The sequence below is a fragment of the Caballeronia calidae genome (assembly GCF_900044055.2).
Lineage (GTDB): Bacteria > Pseudomonadota > Gammaproteobacteria > Burkholderiales > Burkholderiaceae > Caballeronia > Caballeronia calidae.
Window position 1 is genome coordinate 23,822 of the sequence record NZ_FCOX02000035.1, and the last position, 14,887, is coordinate 38,708.

Here is a 14,887-nt window from a genome sequence, read left to right on the forward strand (position 1 = left end):
CGAAGACAAAGCACTGCATATGGGAAAGGCCTGGCCTTGGCGGCTGAAACGAAAACGTGTTTCAGCGCCCGGCATTCTTGACGTGTAACGGGAGTAACGATGAAGATCTGTGTCTATGGCGCCGGTGCAATCGGTGCATACCTTGGCGCGCAGCTGGCATCTGCCGGCGCTGACGTGAGCTTCGTTGCGCGTGGTCCGCACCTCGCAGCGATGCAGGAGAACGGCGTGCGGTTGCAAATCGATGGCGGGGAACGTGTCGTCAGGGTCCGGTGCGCGTCGGATCCGCGCGAGCTCGGTCCGCAGGATTACGTGATCGTCGCGTTGAAAGCGCATTCAGTGCCCGGTGTCGTCGATCAGATTCAGACTTTGCTCGGGCCGGAGACGGCCATCGTCACGGCGGTCAACGGGATTCCCTATTGGTACTTCTACAAGCACGGAGGCGAGCTGGAAGGGTCCACGCTCGATAGCGTCGATCCCGGGGGAAAGCAATGGAACGCGCTCGGACCGGAGCGTGCGATCGGTTGCGTGGTGTACCCGGCGGCGGAAGTCGTGGCACCAGGTGTGATCCGCCATGTATATGGCAAGAAGTTTCCGATCGGCGAACCCAATGGAGAGCGCAGCGGCCGCATTCAAAAGCTGCATGAAATCATGAGCGCGGCGGATCTGGATGCGCCCATCCGCGAGTCTATCCGTGATGAAATCTGGCTGAAGCTCTGGGGTAATCTCTGTTTCAACCCGATCAGCGCATTGACCCATGCCACGCTCGATGTCATTACGAGTAATCCGGCTACGCGAGCCGTGTCGAAGGCCATGATGCTGGAGGCGAAAGCGATTGCCGATCGCTTCGACGTGCATTTCCGTGTGGACGTCGAAAGGCGTATCGACGGCGCGGGGGCAGTCGGCGCGCATAAGACGTCGATGCTCCAGGATCTCGAGGCAAACAGGCCGATGGAGATCGATCCGCTCCTCACCGTCGTGCAGGAAATGGGGCGTCTTGTCGGGCAAGCGACACCGACGATCGATACGGTGCTCGCGCTCATCAAGCTGCGAGGACAGATTGCGGAGCAATCGCCCCGATCAACGGCAAAATCGGCGCCTGTCGTCGAAACGACTTCATAGACGTGCTATGGCGAGACGCTCGGGCGAGGACACTCGAGCTATGCTATTCGTCTGAATCGGGTCATTGCCGAACAAGCACGAGCGGCCGATCTCTCGTCTTCCCATTCGAGCCGTCGAAAGGGCCGGCGATGGAGGAGCTGAATCCGCAATGACCCTATCGGCATTGCTAACTTGCGACGGCGAGCGATTCGAGCGCGACCTCCATCTCCGCCTCCACCTCCACCCGATTACGACCATTGCCCTTCGCACGATACAGCGCGTGGTCTGCATGCTTCAATAATTGTTCGATGGTCGCTTCGCGCGCATTGAGACATGCAATTCCGATGCTACAGGTATATGAAGGCAAGGCTGAGCCGTCCGTCCATGCGATACGTGCCTGCAGTGCACGGGCGAGGCCGAGCGGTTCATCGACGATCTTGCAAGGGAGAAGCACCGCGAACTCCTCTCCGCCCCAGCGCGCGAAGTGAGCGTGCTGGGGGAGCGCGAGAGCAGCGCGTCGCGCGAAATCCACCAGGATGTCGTCACCCATCGAGTGACCGTAGGTGTCGTTGATTCTTTTGAAATGGTCGAGGTCGATCAGCAGCAGTGACAGGTAGGGTCCCGTCCGGCGAGGCGCTTCCCTCGCAATCTTGTGGGCCTCCAGAAGAGCGCGGCGATTGAGGAGGCCAGTGAGCGGATCGATGAGAGAAAGTTGTTCGAGATGAATTCGAAGTCTATTCACTGCTGTCAGCATGAATCCCACCGTTATGCTGAGGGACATGAATGCGCCGCTGCTCAGGTAAATCAGTTGCACCAGATCCTGCGCGTATAAGCCTTCGTGCGCGGATCCCGGTTTTAGCGACGTCACGATTCTCGTTAAAGTTATGAGCGTCTCGACTGCAAACATGGAGCCTACGACCTTCGCGCCATTATCCCTTTGCCCGAACCTCAGTAGTTCATAAGCTAAAAGGGCGAAAAGCAGTGCAAGAATGACATTCGTGCACAGGGAGCGCCCGTAAGGGGCGAAGTCGATCCATGTCATCCAGCTAAGGCAGACCGCATCGATCACAGTCAACGCTGAGACGAACCGGACAAAAGGTACTCGGCCGAAGTAGCGCTGACTGCCAATGAGCCAAAGTCCTATACCGCCGACGATACATATATTGCCGCAGATGACCGAGAGCCAGTCCGGAAGCGTATCGCGCAGCGCCATGAGGAATGTGGCAGCCGAAAAGACAAGTGAGCCCTGCGCCCATTGCGCTACACCGCGAATGCTTCTGGGAAATGTTCTGCCTATCGAAAACATCACTAGCGCCATCAGTCCGGGCATCACGGATGCCATCAGCAGGACGGTACGCAGGTCAAACGTGGGCATGATTGGCTTGTTGGAGCGCGATGTACCGCAGTTTTCAAAGCGTAGTGACGTTGCCGCGTCGAAAGCCCTGCGTCGCGACAGCGCGGGCGGTGGCTGCCGAGTGAGCGGCAACCGACGGTTGAATTTGGTCGCTAAGCTGCTAATCGAGTCGATAGACCCACTGTCGATCAACATCGAATAACGGCGCGCGATTGCAAAACTTTAGAGAATTGCGGGCCGATTCCAACAAATAACGGCACCGACTTGTTGTCGACTTCAATCATTCAGTAGAGCCGGGAGGGTGCGCGGGGCCATGCGCTACCGGCGTTGCGTGCGCTTGCGCCATTCGTCCAGTATCTTCAACGTTGCCTGCATTGACGGCTAAGGCGGGCGTTTGCACGACGTGGTTTCGCCCGCATTATCCGCTCGCGGCGGCCGAGTCACGTGAATGAAGCAGGATGCGTCGAAAGCGACGCGCATCGCGTCGCTTACCGGCGAACGGCCGCATCATGCGAGAAGCGTCGCGCTATCTCGATGATGTCGGACGCACATTCGATCAGGACACTTTCACCTGTCACCCTTCACGCACCGGAACCCGGCATACACATACTGATAATGCGCCTGGAACCAGTTGCGAAAACTCGGCCGCAGCATGCATGCCGCCGTGCGCGGCGAGCCGCCCTTGATGACGAAGTGCTTGCCGTCGAAGAAATTCGCCGAATAGCCGAGGTAAAACGGAAACGGCTCGAATCCGTTCAGCGGGCCGAATTCCGTCGACGTCCATTCCCAGCCATTGCCGAACTGTCCCTCGACGCCGAACTCGCTGCGATTCTCCGGATGCGCCTGCACCGGCGACGGGTCCCATCGGCGGAAATCGAAGTTGCCTTCGGTGACGTGCGGCGCGCCCATCGCCGCGCGCTGCCACTGCGCCTCGGTCGGCAACGATTTGCCGGCCCAGCGCGCGTACGCTTTCGCTTCCGCGTGGCTCACATACACGGGCCAGTCGGGCGGCAGGGGAATTTCGTCGAACATGGTGCGCAGCTTCCACGCGCCTTCTCCGTCGTCGCCGTCGAACGGAATCCAGAAGGCCGGATGCGCAATGCGCTGTTCCTCTTTCCAGTCCCAGTCGGCGTCGTCCCAATGCGCGCGGTTCCAGTAGCCGCCCGCGTCGATGAAGCGCAGATACTCGGCGTTCGTGACCATATAGCGGTCGATTTCGAACGCGGGCACGTCGATGCGTTCCTCGCCGAACTCGTTGTCCCATCCGAACAGACCGCTTTCGCGCGTCAGGCCGAGCGTCGCGCTGCCGGCCGGCACGCGCACCGATTCGTGCACGAGCGCGCGATCCGACTCGCGCTCCGAACGCGCGTCCGATGGTGCATTTTTTTCATCGATCGGCAATTGATGCAGCATGTACGCCAGCGTTTCGGCATGCATCAGCCGATGCTCGATCGCGACTTCGAGCAGCTTCGCGGGCGATTCGTCGGTGCAAAGCGGCTCGACGGCGATCTTGATCGGATCGAAGTGCGCGTCGATGTCGGCGCGAAGCGTGTCCCGGTACGCGTGCACTTCGTCGAGGGTCGGCCAGTCGGACGGCTGATCGGTCGGCAGGCCGCCGTCCACCGGATCGATGCCGAACGCGAATAGCTCGTCGTAGCGGGGATTCGGGCTCGGCAGATCGAAGAGCCGCTTGTCGAACAGATTGCGGTCGAATGCTTCGAGATGCCCGATATAGAACACGATGCGATGCCGCTCGGCGATCGGCCTGTCGTAAAGGTGCTCGCGCCTGACGACGTCGAAGAGCTCGTCGGTGACCCGGCGCGCCTCGGCGAGGCGCTCGAGCAGCGGATGACGCAGGGAAGGTTCGCGGTTCATGTCGCCCAATCTCCGTGGCTGGCCAATGGCTCGCATCGGCCAAGGCAAACGCCGGGCGCTCGCTTTGGCCGAACAAAAGAGACTAAACCGTAGCGAACGGCGTGCCAACCGAAATATGGGCGGCTATTATTCGCGAAAGCGCAATAATCGCGGGTAATGCAGCGTCAGACGGCGCGCAGGGCGTCGAAGTCGCGGATGCGGATGAACTTGCCCTGCGTCTCGATGAGTCCCGCCTTGTCGAAACGCGACAGCGTGCGGCTCACGGTTTCGAGCGTCATGCCGAGATAGCTGCCCATGTCGTCGCGCGTCATGCGCAGCGTGAACTCGGACGACGCATAGCCGCGCTTGGAAAGCCGCGAGGACAGATCGAGCAGCAGCCGCGCGACGCGCTCATCGGCGCGCAGCATGCCGAGCCTCGTGACGTGACTCGCCTCGCGATTCACCGCGTGGCTCATCATGCGATGCAGACGGCGCTGGAGCGCGTCGGTTTCGCGGCACATGCGCTCGAAGAGCGTATAGGGCACGACGCAGACTGAACTGTCTTCCAGCGCAATGGCATCGCACGTATGCTCGCCTTCCTCGATGCCTTCGAAGCCGAGGGCATCGCCCGCGAGCAAAAGACCCGTGACCTGCTCCCGGCCGCCGTCGTGCGTGACGACCGTCTTGATCGACCCGGAGCGCACCGCGAACAGCGACTCGAAGCGGTCGCCGGTGCGAAAGAGCGCATCGCCGCGCTTGATCTTGCGCGAAACGGAGATGATGTTCTCCAGTTTCGCGATGTCATTGGCACAGAGGCCCTCGGGCATGCAGAGATGACGCATTGCACAGGTCGAGCAGTGCGCCGCGTTGCGCCGCGCGTGGGAAGAGTCGGACAAGGCGGTCATTTTGGGCTTCATTTTGTTGATGAATGACAAAACGATTGTCCCATAGGCCATTCGCCCGGCCGCGTGGAAAAATGACGCAGACAGGCAATCCGTCAAAGTTTCTTGCCGTGGGCAGTTGCTTATTCGGATGCCCCGCCCGCGGCCGATGGGATGAGCAGCACGGGCACGGTCGCCTGACGCAGACACCGCTCGGCCACGCTGCCGAGAATCAACCGCTGAAAGCCCTTGCGCCCGTGCGTGCCCATGATCAGCAGATCGGCATTGAAGGCGTTCGCCGCCTTGATGACGAGCGTGGCGACGTCGTCGCTCGCGGTCGCTTCCACGGTCACGACTCCCCCGGCGACGCCGCGCGCCTTCATCCGGTCGGTGGCGTCGTGCGCGAGCGCCGCGCCTTGCTCCATCAGGCTCGTGTGCAGCGACGAGGGATCGTAGCCGGGCACGTCGAGATACATCGGTCCGGCCTCGACGACGTAATACGGCTGCACGATCGCCTGGTGCGTGACGGCGAGATCGAGGGCGGCCTCGAAGGCGCGCTCGGAAGTCCGGCTGCCGTCGATGGCGACGAGAATGCGTTTGAACATGGCGATTTCCTCAAAGTGCGGGCGACCTGCGAAGCATGCCCCGCATCATAGGGCGATGCGTTGCAGCGCAGCATCGCTTTTTTGCGATAAGTCGATCCAGCGCAAGCCAGGCCGTACAATTCGTGGTTCTTCGACGTCAGCGCCCGCTTAAAACTCCGGCGGCGCGCGCTCTTTTTAGCACTTCTCCAGCCTTCCCGCCGATCGTGACCCAAACGCCGCCTGCTTTACCGTTCAGAACCGCTCTCTACGCGATGCTCGGCATCGGCCTCGTCAACATGCTGGTCGCGCTCGACCAGACGGTGGTCAGCACCGCGCTGCCGTCGATCGTCGCGGAGCTGCACGGCTTCGAGTTCTACGCGTGGATCGCAAGCGCCTATCTGCTCGCGTCGGTCGTCACGGTGCCGGTGTTCGGGCGGCTCGGCGATTACTTCGGGCGCAAGCGCTTCGTGATCGCGGCGGTGATCACGTTCACGGTCGCGTCGGTGCTCTGCGGGCTCGCCCCCAGCATGCTGTTTCTCGTGCTCGCGCGCGGGTTGCAGGGCGTCGGCGGCGGGATGATGGTGGGCACCGCGTTCGCATCGATTCCCGATCTGTTCCCCGATCCGCGCACGCGCGTGCGCTGGCAGGTCGTGCTGGCGGCGGCGTATGGAATCGGCACGGCGGCGGGGCCGTCGCTCGGCGGCTGGATGAGCCAGCACTGGGGCTGGCGTTCGACCTTCCTCGTCAATCTGCCGGTCGGCGCGGCGGCGCTCTACTTCATCTGGTCGCATCTGCCGAACCTCCACAGAGCGCGCGAGGGCGGCGTGAAGATCGACTGGACGGGCGCCGTGCTCGTCGCGCTCGTGCTCGGCGGCTTTCAGGCGCTGATCGAAGCGCTGCCGCAGGACGGCCTCACGACCGGCAATATCGCGCTCGGCATCGGCGTGGCGGTGTGCGCCGTCGCGCTGCTGATCTGCGAGCGCCGCGCGACGCATCCGATCATCCCGCTCGATATCTTCCGCGACGCGCAGCTCAACACGCTGTTCACGCTGTCTTTCATGGCGGGCTTCGTGATGTTCTCGCTGATCTTCTTCGCGCCGCTCATGCTGCAGGGCGGCTTCGGTCTGTCGCCGCAGGAAGCGGGTCTGCTCGCGACGCCGATCGCCGCGTGCATCGCGCTCGGCAGCTTCATCAACACGCGCATCGTCATTCACATGAAGAAGCCGGTGAACATTCTGTCGATCGGCTTCACGCTGCTTCTCTTCGCGTCGATCGCGCTGGCGTTCGCGCGCGCCTCGACGCCGCACGTGTGGATCGAGCTGCCGATGGCCGCGACCGGCATCGGCCTGGGCTTCATCCTGAACAACATGAACATCTTCGGGCAGGAGATCGCGGGGCGCGAGCGCTTCGGCATCACGACGGCGCTTCTGCAATCCACGCGCATGGTCGGCGGGATGATGGGCACGAGCATCGTCGGGACGATCGTCGCGCATCACTATGCGAACGTCGTCGGGCGCACGGTCAGCGTGCTCGGCGAGCCGGTCTCGACGCAATGGCTGCCGCGCCTGTCGGACCCGCGCATACTCGTCGACGAAGCCTTGCGCGAGCGCATTCTCGGCGAATTGAAAGCCGCCGGCCTCGATGCGCCCGCGCTTTTCGACGCCGCGCGCGACGCGCTCGTGCAATCGATCCACATCGGCGTGATGCTGACGGCCGTCGCGGCGCTCGTGGCGGTGCTGCTGGTGCGGCGCATCGCGCATATCACGTTCAGGAAGCACGCGACGCCCGTGCCGAAGTCCTGAAGGCCGCGCCTTTGACAAGCGGTTCGTCCGGCCTATAGTTTTTGCGTCGCGGCGCGGACCGCTTTCGCGCCGCGGGCTCGCGTCCGGACCGACCGCGCACCGCATTTGCTTCACCGCCCTCGACGGCGGCTCGCGCGGAACGCTTGCGCGGGCAGCGAGTCACTCGCATTGAGGACGGCCGCGCGACGTGAGCGCCGTTCATCGCCAACAGAGATGAGGAGCTGACATGAAGATCACCGGAGACATGCTGATCGGCGCATCGGCCGTGCGGGGCACCGACGCCACGCTCCGCGCGTTCGACCCCGCGCGCAATGCCGATCTCGAGCCCGCGTTCGGCGGCGGCGGCGCGGCGGACGTCGCGCGCGCGTGCGAGCTCGCGGAGGCCGCTTTCGACGACTACCGCCACGCGCCGCTCGAAACGCGCGCGCAGTTTCTGGAGGCGATCGCGGACAACATCATCGCGCTCGGCGACGCGCTGATCGAGCGCGCGATGGCCGAATCGGCGCTGCCGAAGGCGCGTCTCGAGGGCGAACGCGCCCGCACGGTCGGACAGTTGCGCCTGTTCGCATCGCTCGTGCGCGAGGGCCGCTGGCTCGCCGCCACGCTCGATTCGGCGCAGCCGGACAGAAAACCGCTGCCGCGTTCCGACCTGCGTTTGCAAAAGATTCCGGTCGGGCCGGTCGCCGTGTTCGGCGCGAGCAACTTCCCGCTGGCGTTTTCGGTGGCGGGCGGCGATACCGCGTCCGCGTTCGCGGCGGGGTGTCCGGTCGTCGTGAAGTCGCATCCGGCGCATCTGGGCACGTCCGAGCTCGTCGGGCGCGCGGTGCAGAAGGCGGTCGCGGACAGCGGCTTGCCCGAGGGCGTGTTCTCGCTCGTCGTCGGCGAGGGCAATGCGATCGGCGAGGCGCTCGTCGCGCATCCGGCCATCCAGTCGGTGGGCTTCACCGGCTCGCGGCGCGGCGGCCTCGCGCTCGTCGATATCGCGTCGAAGCGCCCGGTGCCGATTCCCGTCTACGCCGAGATGAGCAGCGTGAACCCGGTATTCGCGCTGCCGCAGGCGCTGGCCGCGAAGGGCGACAAGCTGGCGGTCGCCTACATCGATTCGGTGACGCTCGGCGTCGGCCAGTTCTGCACGAACCCGGGCCTCGTGATCGCGCTGGAAGGCCCGGATCTCGACGACTTCATCGATCTCGCCGCCACCGCGATCATGAAGAAGGAGACGCAGACGATGCTCACCGCGCAGATCGCGGCGGCGTATGGCAGCGGCATCGACGAGCGCAACACTACGCCCGCACACTGCATCGCGACGGGCGTGAAGGGGACGGCCGGGAGCGGCGCGCTGCCGGCGCTGTATCGCGTGAACGCGGACGAGTTTCTCGCGACGCCCGCGCTCTCGGGCGAGATTTTCGGGCCGACCTCGGTGATCGTCGTGTGCCGCGACGAGGACGAGATGATCGCCGTCGCGCGCCATCTCGAAGGCCAGCTGACCGCGACGCTGCTCATGGAAAAGGACGATGTCGAGCTCGCGCGGCGCCTGCTGCCGGTGCTCGAGCGCAAGGCCGGGCGGATTCTGGCGAACGGCTTTCCGACGGGCGTCGAAGTGTCCTACGCGATGGTGCACGGCGGACCTTTCCCGGCGACATCCGACAGCCGCTCGACATCGGTCGGCGCGATGGCGATCGAACGCTTCCTGCGGCCCGTGTGCTATCAGGACTTGCCGGCGGCGCTGCTGCCGGAGGCGCTCGCGGAGGACAATCCGCTCTCGCTCTGGCGTCTGAGGGATGGGGAACTGGGGCCGAACTGACATGGCCGGCATTGACGGATATCGGTGTGACGAATATCGTGCGTTCGTTCGCCAGGCCGATGTCCGTCACGCAAGGCCATGCGCTCACTCACAACCCGGAGACAAGAAAAAATGACAAGCGACTCGCGCCGCTATCCCGACCCCGCCGTGCGCGTGCTGGACCCGCGCTTCAACGCGCTGCGCATCGCATCGGCTTCGGTGGAATGTCTGTTCCAGGGCGCGCGCTGGTCCGAAGGGCCGGTCTGGTTCGGCGACGGCCGCTATCTGCTGTGGAGCGACATCCCGAACAACCGCATCCTGCGCTGGGACGAGGAGAGCGGCCAGGTCGGCGTATTTCGCAAGCCGTCGAACCATGCGAACGGCAACACGCGCGACCGCGAAGGGCGGCTCGTGACCTGCGAGCATCTGACACGGCGCGTGACGCGCACCGAGTACGACGGCTCCATCACCGTGCTCGCGGACGGCTACGACGGCAAGCCGCTCAATTCGCCGAACGATGTCGTCGTGAAGTCGGACGGATCGATCTGGTTCACCGATCCGACCTTCGGCATCGACGGCTTCTACGAGGGCGAGAAGAACGAGGCGCAACTGAAGCCATGCGTGTATCGCGTCGATGGCCAGAGCGGCGAGATCACGATGATGATCGATGACTTCATCGGCCCGAATGGCCTCGCGTTCTCGCCGGATGAATCGGTGCTGTATGTGGTCGAGTCGCGCTCGACGCCGCGCAAGATCTATGCGTTCGACGTGCTCGACGGCGGCCGCAGGCTCGGCGAGCCGCGTCCCCTGATCGATGCCGGCGCGGGCACGCCCGACGGCTTTCGCGTCGATATCCACGGCAATCTGTGGTGCGGCTGGGGCATGGGCGACGCCGAGCTCGACGGCGTGCGCGTGTTCACGCCGCAAGGCGAAGCGATCGGTCACATCGACTTGCCGGAGCGCTGCGCGAACGTGTGCTTCGGCGGACGGCATCGCAATCGCCTGTTCATGGCGGCGAGCCACGGGCTCTATTCGATTTACGTCAACACGCAGGGCGTAAAAGGCGGCTAAGCCTTTCCGATCCTCTCCATGATGCGCTCGGGATGCCTGCTCGCCGCGAAGCCGTGGCGCGCATAAAGCCCGTGCGCATCGGACGTGACGAGCATCATGCGGCGCAGCCCTTGCAGGTCGGGATGCGCCATCACGCATTCCATCATCCATTTGCCGAGGCCCGCGCCCTGATGCTCGGGCAGCACGAATACATCGGCGAGATAGGCGAAGGTCGCGGTGTCGGTGATCATGCGCGCATAGCCGATCTGCGCGTCGCGCAGAAAGAGCCCGAACGCGAGCGAATGCCGCGCGGCGCGCTCGACCTTTTCGCGCGCGATGCCCGGCGACCAGTGCGCCACTTCGCTCAGGTAACGATGCACGACATCGAAGTCGAATTCATCGATGTCCGTGCTCAGCCGATAGTCGTTGCGCGTCCATTGCATCGCGCCGCTCCATGACGTTCATGAAGCGCCGAGCATAAGCGATCCATGCGCCGTGCTCCATGCACACTTCGCGCCTGTCAGTGTCAGTGCGCGGATTGCAAAAACCGGCGGTGTCGAACGCTATTGGCGGACGATGCGCGGAGGCATCGGCGACAGCAGATAGAGCGCCGCCGCGAACTTGCAGACGAGGCCCACGCCGCACACGAACGCGCCGGCGGGGAAGACGTGCCATTGCAACGCGAGCGTCGGCGCGACGAGCGCAACCGATACCAGCCCCAGCACGATGGTGAGCCAGCGTGCCCATTGCAGCCGCGAAGCAACGCAGATGTACAGCAAACCGACGAGCACGCGCGAAGCAATGGACGCAGCGATCGGATGGCTCGACGTATCGCCGGGCAGGCCGATCGCGAGCGTCAGCGCGAACTCGGCCCACGACAGCGCCCATGCAGCGCCGAGACACGCAATCGCGGAGGTGAAGCGCTGCTCGGGCGTGACCGCGTGACGTTCCGTCGTCTGAAGTTCGGGCGCTTCATCGGGCTCGTGCGGGTACGCGTCGTAGCTGTGGAGGGTCGTCATCTGGCCTTTCCCCTTTATCGATGCCGGGCGCTGCCCGGTGGTCTTGTCGGCCGCTTCTCGCATAGGGCGTTTGCTGCGCTGCGGCGCATCATCGCCGTGGGGATACGCATACGCCGTGCCCGCTTCGAGGAACGCGCGTTGCTTCACATCGGATCGATGAGCAACGACCCAAGGAGCCACGATGAGCAACGTCAAGGAGCAGAACCCGCATCCGGAGCGTGATGAAGAAGATCTCGACAAGGCCGTCGAAGATACGTTTCCCGCCAGCGATCCGCCGGCGACAGGTGGCGTGACGCGTATCGAAACGGATGAGGATAAAAAAGAAACGAAGTAAAACGGAGAGGCGCAATGAAGTGAGAAGAGCCGCATATTCCATGCGGCTCTTTGCTTATGCATAACCGGCATGAATGCCCGGCATGCGCCTCTTTCAACTGCGCTCGAGTTCGAACAGCCGCGACGGTCGCAGATGATTGAGCGCGTAGTGCTTGCGCCCTCGCAACGTGTGGCCGTGCGGATCGCGCCCTTCGAAGCGCACCTTGTCTTCGACCTCCGGCACCGTCGGCGCAACCATGCCGCGATCGATCAGGCGATAGCCGCGCTCGAGCGCGAGGAGCACGCCATTGCGGCCGGGACGGCTGTCGAAGCCGCCGAGGCCGTCGCCCGGTTCGGGCACATAGTTCACCGGCGTCGCATTCGAATTGATGACGGAGTCCGGCTCGCGCGCGCGCATCTCCGCTTCACGCCGCGCATGAATGCTCTTTGCGTCGGCATCGACGGTGTCGTCGAGGCCGTCGTCGTTGGCGACGTCCACGCCGCGCGGCGGCTTTTCATAGAGACCTTGCGGACCGACATGCATGCCGCCCTTCGATGTCTCCGTTTTCGCGCCCGCGCCCGCATGGGCCTCGCCGCCCGATGCGGCCTTCATCGCGTCGCTCATCTTCACATGAGCTGTTTCCGCCGCCGGTGTCTTGATCGGGCTTTCGGCGGTGCGCTGGGTCTGCTTGCCTTGCGGCTCGTTTGCTTCAGCGTTGTTCATCGCATGCTCCGTTGACCTGAACTGACCAAACCCTCCCGCAAGACTCGTTCCGGCTTTATGGCGACGGAACCGCGAGCCTTGCCTGAGGGCGCCTTAACGGATACCTAATATTTCGGACCTTTTTTCAACCCCAAGCCGATTTCCTGCAAGTATTATTTGGAACCTGTCGGCGGCAAAGTGCAACAGGCGAGACGCGAGCAATCAGGAGAACGTGTCTGTTGCCGTCGAACAAGAGCAATGCGATTCGAACGAGCAGGGCACTTTCACACAGGTGACTCATGCAACACGATGCAGCCTTTTCACATCGAGGCTACCTTCTGAACTGCGCGCCCGCCCGGGCCGGAGATGGCAGCTACCAGCCGTATGTGGTGATCTCGCGATCGAGCGATGGCGAACTCGTCGCGAACCGTTTCTTTCCGTCCGACCTGCGATTCCGCAACGAGGGCGATGCCATCGCGCACGCGCGCGACTGGGCCGTGCGATGGATCGACGCAAGCAACGTCACCGTGTGAGCGATACCCGCATGACGCATCGGGCACGCCGGCGCGCGAGCCGCCGGGCGGCACGCTTCTCCAAAACCGGTTACGCTTGACGTTTCATCCGTCGTGCGCGAGTGCGGCGGCCGCTTCTCTCGCATCATGGCCGACATGCAGAACACGCCCACGCCTGGCTTCATACCGCCGCTCGAATCTTCCAACGACACCACGCGCGACATGCCGCAGGAATGGGGCCTCGCACGCATCGTCGCGGACTTGCGCGAATCGCGCGAGGAACTGCATCGCACGCGGCATCCGCTCGGCATACGCGAACTGCCTTCGCGCGAGGCGATCGTCAGGATCGTCAACGGCCTGCGCTCCGCGCTTTTTCCCACGCATTACGGCGCGCCCGATCTGACCGCCGAGAGCGTCGACTATTACGTCGGGCAGACGCTCGAAAGCACCTTGCGTCTGCTGCACGAGCAGATTCGCCGCGCGCTGCGCTTCCTGCCCGAGCATCGCGAGACGAACGAAGCCGATCTTTCGGCACGGGCATTCGCCATCGCGCGCGAGTTCGGCATGCAGTTGCCGCAGATCCGCGCGCTGCTGGTCAGCGATATCCAGGCCGCTTTCACGGGCGACCCGGCCGCGCAGCACATTACCGAAATTCTGCTGTGCTATCCGGGCGTCTGGGCGATGACGCATCATCGCCTCGCGCATGCGTTGCACAGGCTCGGCGTGCCGCTGCTCGCACGCTTCATCAACGAGATCGCGCATTCGCTGACGGGTATCGACATCCATCCGGGCGCGACGATCGGGCCGAGCTTCTTCATCGATCACGGCACGGGCGTCGTGATCGGCGAGACGGCGGTGATCGGGCAGCATGTGCGCGTGTATCAGGCCGTGACGCTCGGCGCGAAGAGCTTTCCTTCGACCAGCGACGGCACGCTCGTCAAGGGCAACGCGCGGCATCCGATCGTCGAGGACGATGTCGTCATCTACGCGGGCGCGACGATTCTCGGGCGCGTGACCATCGGCAAGGGCTCGGTCATCGGCGGCAATGTGTGGCTCACGCATAGCGTGCCGCCGGGGAGCAACGTGTCGCAGGGCAAGGTTCGCGAAGGCTCCGGCCCCGACGGGCCGGGCAATGGTTTCGGCGCATGAAATGACGAAAGGGCCGCGAGGCCCTTTCTTTCTGTTGCGTGCGCTGCCGCGTTCGTGCGGCGTCAGGTATTCGACACGCTGAACGCGCTCTGATCGCCGACGATGGCAAGAAACTCGCGGCGCGTCGATGGATCGTCCCGGAACGAGCCGAGCATGCGCGACGTGACCATCGCAACGCCCGCCTTATGGACGCCGCGTGTCGACATGCATTGATGCGCGGCTTCGAGAATCACGCCCACGCCGAGCGGCTGCAGCACTTCGTTCAGCGTATCGGCGATCTGCGCGGTCATCTTCTCCTGAATCTGCAGACGCTTCGCGAATGCATCGACGAGACGCGCGAGCTTGGAAATGCCGACTACGCGCTTGTTCGGCAGATAAGCCACATGCGCGCGGCCGATGATCGGCACCATGTGATGCTCGCAATAACTTTCGAAACGAATGTCCTTCAGGACGATCATTTCGTCATAGCCCTGCACTTCGGAAAACGTGCGCGCGAGGATGTCGTGCGGGTTCTGCGCATAGCCCGCGAAGAATTCCTCGTAGGCGCGCACGACGCGCCCCGGCGTATCGCGCAGGCCTTCGCGGCGCGGGTCGTCGCCCGCCCAGCGCAAAAGAACACGCACGGCGGCTTCGGCTTCCTCGCGGGTCGGACGATCGGCTTGGTCAGCAGGCATGTCCGAGCCTGAAAAATGGTTTTTGCGCGGGGCGCTCATTGAAAGCTCCTGTCAGTCAAGGTGCAATTGGTGCATTCGGCACCCCGCCATTGTTCCACGTTTCCGATGGTCG

General features: G+C 63.7%; 15 protein-coding genes. 7 read left to right on the forward strand and 8 right to left on the reverse strand.

Translation table 11 applies throughout. From position 1 onward, the window contains the following. Window positions 1–99 precede the first annotated feature (99 nt). The gene (locus AWB78_RS26790) at window positions 100–1,119 is read left to right on the forward strand and encodes a 2-dehydropantoate 2-reductase (RefSeq protein ID WP_062608992.1); all 1,020 of its coding nucleotides are present in this window, start codon (window positions 100–102) and stop codon (window positions 1,117–1,119) included. Window positions 1,120–1,285: 166 nt separating this feature from the next. On the opposite strand, the gene AWB78_RS26795 is transcribed toward AWB78_RS26790, so the two are convergent. The 4 genes from AWB78_RS26795 to AWB78_RS26815 all read right to left on the reverse strand — a co-directional run bounded on the left by AWB78_RS26795 (window position 1,286) and on the right by AWB78_RS26815 (window position 5,792). Continuing rightward, entirely contained in the window at window positions 1,286–2,473 is a 1,188-nt protein-coding gene (locus tag AWB78_RS26795) for a GGDEF domain-containing protein (RefSeq protein ID WP_062608993.1), read from the reverse strand. A gap of 546 nt (window positions 2,474–3,019) precedes the next feature. After that, entirely contained in the window at window positions 3,020–4,327 is a 1,308-nt protein-coding gene (locus AWB78_RS26805; protein WP_062608995.1) for an SUMF1/EgtB/PvdO family nonheme iron enzyme, read from the reverse strand. Window positions 4,328–4,491: 164 nt separating this feature from the next. Further along, on the reverse strand, window positions 4,492–5,211 hold the full coding sequence (locus AWB78_RS26810; protein ID WP_074173540.1) for a helix-turn-helix domain-containing protein: 720 nt from the start codon (window positions 5,209–5,211) through the stop codon (window positions 4,492–4,494). 119 nt (window positions 5,212–5,330) lie between these two features. Continuing rightward, window positions 5,331–5,792: a universal stress protein gene (locus AWB78_RS26815; protein ID WP_062608997.1), complete on the reverse strand. Its 462-nt coding sequence runs from the start codon at window positions 5,790–5,792 to the stop codon at window positions 5,331–5,333. 251 nt (window positions 5,793–6,043) lie between these two features. On the opposite strand from AWB78_RS26815, the gene AWB78_RS26820 reads away from it, so the two are divergent. From AWB78_RS26820 to AWB78_RS26830, 3 genes are all read left to right on the forward strand, one after another. Then, window positions 6,044–7,573: an MFS transporter gene (locus AWB78_RS26820; protein ID WP_062608998.1), complete on the forward strand. Its 1,530-nt coding sequence runs from the start codon at window positions 6,044–6,046 to the stop codon at window positions 7,571–7,573. 226 nt (window positions 7,574–7,799) lie between these two features. Beyond that, window positions 7,800–9,377, forward strand: coding sequence for an aldehyde dehydrogenase (NADP(+)) (locus AWB78_RS26825; protein WP_062608999.1), 1,578 nt, complete (start codon window positions 7,800–7,802; stop codon window positions 9,375–9,377). Between the two features lie 111 nt (window positions 9,378–9,488). After that, entirely contained in the window at window positions 9,489–10,427 is a 939-nt protein-coding gene (locus AWB78_RS26830; protein ID WP_062609000.1) for an SMP-30/gluconolactonase/LRE family protein, read from the forward strand. Here AWB78_RS26830 and AWB78_RS26835 read toward each other — a convergent pair. Beyond that, window positions 10,424–10,849: a GNAT family N-acetyltransferase gene (locus tag AWB78_RS26835; protein WP_062609001.1), complete on the reverse strand. Its 426-nt coding sequence runs from the start codon at window positions 10,847–10,849 to the stop codon at window positions 10,424–10,426. The two genes, AWB78_RS26830 and AWB78_RS26835, sit on opposite strands and share 4 nt — an antisense overlap. A 120-nt stretch (window positions 10,850–10,969) precedes the next feature. Beyond that, a complete protein-coding gene (locus tag AWB78_RS26840; protein WP_062609052.1) occupies window positions 10,970–11,425 on the reverse strand; it encodes a hypothetical protein in 456 nt (151 codons plus the stop codon). Between the two features lie 181 nt (window positions 11,426–11,606). Between AWB78_RS26840 and AWB78_RS47745 the strand changes: the two genes are divergently transcribed. Then, entirely contained in the window at window positions 11,607–11,759 is a 153-nt protein-coding gene (locus AWB78_RS47745; protein ID WP_198399356.1) for a hypothetical protein, read from the forward strand. Between the two features lie 93 nt (window positions 11,760–11,852). Here the strand turns inward: AWB78_RS47745 and AWB78_RS26845 are convergent, their stop codons facing one another. Continuing rightward, a complete protein-coding gene (locus AWB78_RS26845; protein WP_062609002.1) occupies window positions 11,853–12,461 on the reverse strand; it encodes a DUF3005 domain-containing protein in 609 nt (202 codons plus the stop codon). A gap of 278 nt (window positions 12,462–12,739) precedes the next feature. On the opposite strand from AWB78_RS26845, the gene AWB78_RS26850 reads away from it, so the two are divergent. Next, entirely contained in the window at window positions 12,740–12,973 is a 234-nt protein-coding gene (locus AWB78_RS26850; RefSeq protein ID WP_062609003.1) for a hypothetical protein, read from the forward strand. Between the two features lie 201 nt (window positions 12,974–13,174). After that, a complete protein-coding gene (gene epsC, locus AWB78_RS26855; RefSeq protein ID WP_062609053.1) occupies window positions 13,175–14,101 on the forward strand; it encodes a serine O-acetyltransferase EpsC in 927 nt (308 codons plus the stop codon). 62 nt (window positions 14,102–14,163) lie between these two features. On the opposite strand, the gene folE is transcribed toward epsC, so the two are convergent. Continuing rightward, the gene (gene folE / locus AWB78_RS26860; RefSeq protein ID WP_062609004.1) at window positions 14,164–14,814 is read right to left on the reverse strand and encodes a GTP cyclohydrolase I FolE; all 651 of its coding nucleotides are present in this window, start codon (window positions 14,812–14,814) and stop codon (window positions 14,164–14,166) included. Window positions 14,815–14,887 lie beyond the last annotated feature (73 nt).